This window comes from Hoyosella sp. YIM 151337 (assembly GCF_026041215.1).
Lineage (GTDB): Bacteria > Actinomycetota > Actinomycetes > Mycobacteriales > Mycobacteriaceae > Hoyosella.
In genome coordinates, this window is the sequence record NZ_JAPEIQ010000021.1 from 289740 (window position 1) to 296553 (window position 6814).

General features: G+C 62.4%; 6 protein-coding genes. 2 read left to right on the forward strand and 4 right to left on the reverse strand.

Features of this window, described 5'->3' with window-relative positions; translation table 11 throughout:
* Positions 1 to 2 precede the first annotated feature (2 nt).
* Genes ONR57_RS10875 through ONR57_RS10890 form a run of 4 tightly spaced genes read right to left on the reverse strand, consistent with a single transcriptional unit; the run spans position 3 to position 5463 of the window.
* Positions 3 to 1202: an ABC transporter permease gene (locus tag ONR57_RS10875; protein ID WP_265123368.1), complete on the reverse strand. Its 1200-nt coding sequence runs from the start codon at positions 1200 to 1202 to the stop codon at positions 3 to 5.
* Positions 1199 to 2098: an ABC transporter ATP-binding protein gene (locus ONR57_RS10880; RefSeq protein ID WP_265123386.1), complete on the reverse strand. Its 900-nt coding sequence runs from the start codon at positions 2096 to 2098 to the stop codon at positions 1199 to 1201. The genes ONR57_RS10875 and ONR57_RS10880 overlap by 4 nt, the downstream gene beginning before the upstream one ends.
* Positions 2099 to 2113: 15 nt before the next feature.
* Entirely contained in the window at positions 2114 to 4435 is a 2322-nt protein-coding gene (locus ONR57_RS10885; protein WP_265123369.1) for a phosphatidylglycerol lysyltransferase domain-containing protein, read from the reverse strand.
* Complete coding sequence (locus tag ONR57_RS10890) at positions 4432 to 5463, reverse strand: flippase-like domain-containing protein (RefSeq protein WP_265123370.1); 1032 nt, start codon at positions 5461 to 5463, stop codon at positions 4432 to 4434. The genes ONR57_RS10885 and ONR57_RS10890 overlap by 4 nt, the downstream gene beginning before the upstream one ends.
* 280 nt (positions 5464 to 5743) lie before the next feature.
* On the opposite strand from ONR57_RS10890, the gene ONR57_RS10895 reads away from it, so the two are divergent.
* The gene (locus ONR57_RS10895) at positions 5744 to 6121 is read left to right on the forward strand and encodes a hypothetical protein (protein WP_265123371.1); all 378 of its coding nucleotides are present in this window, start codon (positions 5744 to 5746) and stop codon (positions 6119 to 6121) included.
* Positions 6118 to 6294, forward strand: coding sequence for a hypothetical protein (locus ONR57_RS10900; protein WP_265123372.1), 177 nt, complete (start codon positions 6118 to 6120; stop codon positions 6292 to 6294). Before ONR57_RS10895 ends, ONR57_RS10900 begins: the two co-directional genes overlap by 4 nt.
* Positions 6295 to 6814 lie beyond the last annotated feature (520 nt).

The following is a 6814-nucleotide window of genomic DNA, read 5'->3' on the forward strand; positions in this document are numbered from 1 at the left end:
CACTAACCGCGCATGGCCTTCAGCCACGAAATCCGGGATCCCGTCGTCAGCACGGTGCGCTGGTAAATCCGCGCCGCCAGCAGCGACGCCCCAAGGCATGCCAGCACCATGAGTGCGATCGACCCGGCGATCTCCCACGGCGCCGTGACACCCGCGGCGGTACGTACCGGCATCACGAATGCCGAAAACGGCGGAACCCAGGCGAGAATGTTGCTGAGCGTGCCTTCCGGGTTGAAGATCGCGGGGATACTCACGCCGAAACACGCCATCAGCACGATCATGAGCGGTGACGCGGCTTGCTGCATTTCTTCCTGTCGCGACACCAGCGATCCCGCTACCGCGTAGAGGGTTGCGAAAAAGATGAAGCCCAGAACGATCCACACAATGGTGGCGGCGAACACGGACAACGCTGTGGATGTGACTGTGAGCAGACCGAGGGCCTGTGCGGTTACGATTCCAGCCACGCCGTACACCAGGACGCTCAGCATACCTACCGCGCCGATTCCCAAGATCTTGCCCCACAGCAGGTGCACCGGTTTGATCGTCGCAAGCAACAATTCGACGATCCGGCTGGACTTTTCTTCCGTCACCCCCATTGCGACGTACATCCCGTACCCCATGACGGTGCCGAAGAGCAGATACAGCGCGACCCACGACATCACGATCCGCTCGCCACGTTCCTGATCAGGTTCCGCAAGCGTCTGCACCGCGATCGCGGACGATTCGGCTGCGTCCTGGAGCGATGCCGGATCAACGCCCTGCTCAGCGAGCGCGTAATCGAATGCTTGCGCGGCGACTGCACTCTCCAGCACGGCACGGAGGCCCTGCGACGGTTCCTCGTCGCTCAGCAACGTGTGCGTGCCATCTGGATTCGTGACCAGCGCCGCATCGATGGTGCCCGCTTCGACAGCGCTGCGCAGGTCCTCCTCACTTTGCGCGGGCAGAACATCCACCGGTACGCCCATCGACGTTCCCGTGCTTTCGACAAGCTGGGCAAGCTGTGCGTCATCTGCGGAGAAAGCGATGCGCGCCGCGTCCGGGTCGTCACCGCTCCGGAAAAACGAAAACGCGACAAGTGCGCCGATGATGATGGCCACGGTGACGAGGTTGCCGACGGCGAAAGATTTTGTCCGGACCTGGGCCAAGAATTCACGCCGGATCACGAGCCAGACGACCTTGCGGGACGAACCCGTGGGACTCATTCGGATACAACCTCTCGGAACAGTTCGGTCAGGGTAGGGCGGTGCGCGGCGAAATGCCGCACCGAACCGCTTGCCAATGCTTTTTGCAGCACAACCTGGTCGTCGACGTGGTCATCGAGTTCTAGCAAGGTTCCCCCGTGGCCGTTTGGTGACAGCACCCGGACACCGGCTATTTCATCCGCCCACCCCGCCGGGGCGCCCTCGGCAGTGACGGCGAGCTGGCGTTTGCCGCGTGACCGCAGTTCGCCAACCGCGCCGACCGCACGCATCTCGCCGCGCACAATAATGCCCACGCGATCGCAGAGCCGCTCGACGAGATCGAGCTGATGGCTCGAGAAGATCACTGGCACCCCGCTGTCGGCCTTTTCTCGGAGCACCTCACTCATGACGTCGACTGCCACCGGATCGAGTCCGGAGAAAGGTTCGTCGAGCACGAGAACAACAGGGTCGTGTACGAGCGCGGCAGCGAGCTGAACCCGCTGCTGATTACCCAGGCTCAGCTCTTGAACCTCACGCGAACGCTTGTCATCGAGGCCCAGACGCTTCGTCCACCGCTCCATACTCGCCGTGGCATCCGCACGGCTCATGCCATGCAGCTCCGCAAGGAAGACAAGCTGGTCCGCGACCTTCATCTTGGGATAAAGGCCACGCGCTTCCGGCATATACCCCACCGTTTTGCGGGTCGCGAAATCGATTGGCCGCCCGTTCAGCCGCGCTTCCCCCGCATCCGCGCTGAGGACACCCAGAACGATTCGCATCGTCGTGGACTTACCGGCGCCGTTGCTGCCAACGAAACCGAAGATCTCCCCCGCACGGACGGTGAAAGTGACATCGCGAAGGGCCACCACCTCGCCGTAGTTCTTCCACAGACCGTCAATTTCTAGCATGCCGCCTATCTTTTCAAGATGGTGTCACGAAAGCACGTCGGCAGTATGGCGCGTTCGCCTACGGCGCTCAATTCGCCAGCGATATGCCGCATAAACGGCAACCGTCAGCGTGGTGGACAAGAGATGCTGCCAATCGAAGTCCCGTTGGTACAAGACGAGGACGACCGTCAACCCGCCGAGCAGCGCGCCAACAGCCGCGAACCTGATTCGCCGCCACGGGAGAGTACAGAGCGTCACAGCAAGCAGCGCGTACGCACCGGAAGACAGCCCGACGTCGCGGTCCGACAACACAGCTGCGTCGAATCGACCGAGCGCAACCATAACTCGTTCAGTGACGAGCCACGGAAGCGTGCCGAGCAGGTCACCGCCGACGAAAACGATCGGCACAAGGCGGGAGCCGAGCCGCCACTCCGCGAGAGGAAAGATGACGAGCAACACTGCGTTTGACCAGGGAAACCCGGGCACGGCCTGGACGAACAGATCCGTGACCAACCGCCAGGCCTGCCCGGATACAAGATCGTTCCAGGACAAGCCGAACACCCGCACCAGGGCTTCATGCAGACGCGGGTCGATCGCGGTGGCGAGCATCAGCCACAACTGGACTGCGATGATCGCTGACGAAACGGGGAACCGCTTAACCAGCGACACAATGCGCCTATACCACGTGTGCGAATCCGGCAACTCACCGATGCGGGCCACCCCGAGCGCCGCTTTAGGCAGCGACGCCTCGTTCGCGTAAACGAGATATCGAGGCTCCCAGCGTGGTTGCCACTTGTCTTTGAACGCGCGCAAGCCACCGTAGTTGAAGAATCGATCGCCGCGCTCATAAATGAGGCGCAGGACCCGGTCAGCGACGCTCGGAGCGTTATCGTCCTGCGCGGGATCCCCTACCCCCGCCAGCGGCGCCAGGCCCAAGTTCATACCGCGCTTACCGGCCTGCTTGAACCTGCCAATCAGCGCGACGAATAAGAAGTCCATCACCCCGTTTGCGGAACCAGGCCTGCGGCGCATGAGGTCGAACGATCCGTCCTCGCTCTGGTAGGACGGCAGCACATTCGCGAACGCCTGAATGGTGTCGTCGTCATCCACAACCACCACCACGGGTGTAGTCCGCAGATAGTCCGGATCGAAGCGGCCAAGCGTGAATGTACGCTCGCGGTGGCCGCCGTCGTCGAGCCACGCGTCAGACACCTCTCGCAGCCGGGCGAGGTCACGCTCGGTCACCGGGTGCGGCAGAATAGCGACCCGGTACCCCGCCCGTTCACAGCGGCGCAACGCCGAACGCAAGCTTTTATACGAACGGCCGTCGGATGACCATGACTGCACGTCAATGATCGCTTCCTCGCCGATTTTCAGGCGTTTCAGCCCCAGCGCCGCCAGCAGGTCGGCCCCCTCCGGCGTGGCTTGGTGGAAGACGGGCGTCCAGCCGTTGCGGTCACACAAATCGAGAAAGGCACGTGCCGCCGCCAACGCTGATTCCCGCTCGCCAACCGGCTCACCCAGCGCCACCGCTGTCGTTCCGGTAACCGCGTAGCCGACGAACGCGTCACCGTCCGGGCTGAAAACCCAGTTCTTGTCATCGAGCAGATGAAAGTGGGCTAGTCCAGTCTTCCCATGCTTCGCGAGCACAGCCGACACTCGTTCGAGGTCCGCGCTGCGACCAGGCCGGCCCACCACGGCTGCCGCCAACAGTGCCACGCCCGCTACCACAACGACGAGCACACCGATTCGGGCCGAGTCGATGATGAAGACCCCATGGTGGGTGACCGGTTCCGCGCCAGGAGGCAACAGCAGCAGCAGCGCGATAGCATCCGAAACCGAATCGAACACTGTTCCTTCGTCACGGAACGCACCCCGCGCGGCTCGTATGCCCACCAGCGCGTACATAAACACCGCGAGCAGTCCCGTTGCGAGCACAGCGAGACCGCGGCGAAACGAACGCGGCGCGCTCGACGCAGCGAAACCCCGCGGGTAAACCAGCAGCCCCAGCAGCGCGGCGGCCGCGAGGGCAAAACCCAGCGGGCCTGACTCGTTCGCGAAATGTGCCGCCACTGCGATCACACAGGCAGCCACCGCTGACAGCCACGCCGCTCGCCGGCCGAAAAGCAAGCCGCGTACCGAAAGCAGCGCCACGATCCCGGCGGCGAGCAGCCCATACCGGGCGCCGAATACCGCCTCCCACGCGATCTCCGCGGCAAGCGGAGCGGTGCCGCGCGGATGCGGCGCAGCCGCAGCCACGACGTTCACGACACCGAAAAGAGCCACGACGAAGGCCGCTGACCGCCGGGCGATGCGGCGCCGGCGACGCAGAGTCGGATGCGGCTGCGCCGTCAGTGTCTCCGTCATGCCAATACCTCGGTGTCAGCGCGACGGTCTCGGACGCGCAGCGCCCACCCCGTCAGCAGGCCAGTGACGAGAGGCAGCCAGTACTCCCAGACACGAAATATCAGGACGGCCGCGGCTGCGAGGCCGATAGGGACGCCGAATGCGGCGAGCACTGCGGTCGCGCCAACCTCCGTCACCCCCAAACCACCAGGGATCAGCCCGATCGAAGCGAAAATTACCGACATCACGTAAGCGACAACCGCCACCAGAAAATGCTCTCCGCCGCCCACCGCCGCGAGCGCAGCCCACAGCATCGCGATACCCACAACGTCGATCCCTACCGCAAAAGCAAACGCCGGCGCGGCGGCAACGGGGCGCCGCCTGATCAGTTGCGCCACGTCGTACACCTCGTCAACCACAGCCGATTCCCCGACCGGACGCGGTGACCGGCGCCGCACCCGGTCCCAGAGCTGGAAGGGCAGCGCGTGCAGGCGCCTTAAAAAGTCCTTGTTGCGGAAAGCCGCAACCAAGAGCGCGGCCCGAACAAGAATCAGGGCCGTGAACACGGCAACTGCAACGGCTTCGGGCCACGGCAGCTTCCGATCGTGAACGGCAACGACCACTGCCGCCGCGATCGGGACGATAAATGCGAAATCCACGAATGCAACGGACAACAGATATGCAGAGTTGACCCGGGTTGCGGGCAGGTTCCGCCGCCGGGCGTCGGCGCTGAAAAACACGATGCCCGCGAGGTTGCTGGACTTCACAACGAGGTTCAGCGCGATCGCAGCGGACGTGAGCGGCACCATCCGCCCGAACTCGTGATATCCGCCTGCACCCACTGCGCGGCGGCACGCCACTTGAAGCAGGGTCCACATGCTCAGCCAGACCAGGAAAAGCCCGGTACCGACAGCGAGCCACACATGACTCGACCGCTCAACCGCTCGCTCGATATCCGGCAGATCGTGGCGGTTGAGGTAAACGACGAGGACCAGCGCGAGAACCAGCGCCGCGCCGACGACGAGGCGAACGAACCGCGAGGCGTTCACGTTTGAATTATGGGCCGCTCGGTGTGAATGCGGGCCGTTTCGAGACATGCCTGCACTATCGGCGGCTACTTGAGGAGTGTCCGACACCGTTGCCAGTAAGACGTTCATGTTGACGCCGGTCCCGCTTTGCACGAGTTCCGTCCCGACTGCTGCCACACAGTCCTCTGAAACCAGACCTACCCCCACCCGGGCGCGTACGCTCAAGACTCAGAAGGGAACGCCACGAATCGCGCTCCCGGGAGACGTTATGCGGTGGTTGGATCACAACAGGCACTGGTCAGTGCGGGAAAGCGATGGCGGGCTGCTCTTGCTGACGCTGCATCTCCGTGATCAACTGGGCTTTGATACCCAGATCTCTGACCCTGCAATTCCGCGCCTGCGTCCTCCTGTTGATGCACAGCATGCTGAAGTGGACCCCGATGCTGCCGGACAGTTCTTTTCGTACTGGATTCAGCGGGCAATTAGTGAGATTGGCAAAGAGCTTCAGATCGAGCGTAACGAAGCCGTTTACTGGCACAACAACCTAAGCCAACTAGGCATCCCGGTCGATGCTCTGCGATGCGCGCAGACTTGGCGAGAATGCCGAGAGGACGAGGTACCCTCAGGCACCACCGGTGGACGTCTGGCGCGGGAGAGCCCACCAACCTTCCGGCTGTGATCGAGAAGCTACTGCAGTCACGCAGACTGTCATCCTTCCACATCACACTCATCACGCTGCCGCTGGAAGAAGATTGGCATTATCGATCCGCTCAGGCGCTCTTTCTCTCCCGATCACTCCGCAATAGCGAGATCAGAATGGAGCAACTGCTCGAATTATTTCCGAGCCCGTGAGCTCCGGATGTTTCTCAACAGCGTGCCCCGAGCGTGCAAAAGCAGACGCTGCACGAACAGAGTAAGTCGGGAACTGAGAGCAGTGGGCAGCATCATATCCAGCACCGCCCAAGCCACGAACCAGAGTCCGCGCAATCAGTCAGCACCTGTAGCGGTTGGATCACTGGTCGCGGGTGGGCTGGCGCGCTCGTGTGGTTGAGCAAGGCACGATGTACCAGCCTTCTCGGACAACGTCCACTCAAACCCGTCTAGGCGGTGGCGTTAATTATCGGTTATTGCCCTCCCCTATCTGCCACGCCGAAGGTGGAACAGAAAGGCTGCACCCGCGCCAATGATCGCGCAAGTCAAAACTGTGTAGTAGATCCAATGCCCGGGCTCATCATTGATTGAAGAGATAAGAATTAATGAACCGAATACTATTATTGAAAGCCACGCAAAGGAAGGGTTGCTGAAAGATTGTCGACGGCAGGTGAATACTGACCCCCTGTCGGCAGTTGAATTTTGACCCCCGGGGACCCTG

Excerpts from the sequence above, each read along its gene's own strand:
- ONR57_RS10875 (WP_265123368.1), bottom strand. The coding sequence starts at position 1,202 with ATGAGTCCCACGGGTTCGTCCCGCAAGGTCGTCTGGCTCGTGATCCGG.
- ONR57_RS10885 (WP_265123369.1), bottom strand. The coding sequence starts at position 4,435 with ATGACGGAGACACTGACGGCGCAGCCGCATCCGACTCTGCGTCGCCGG.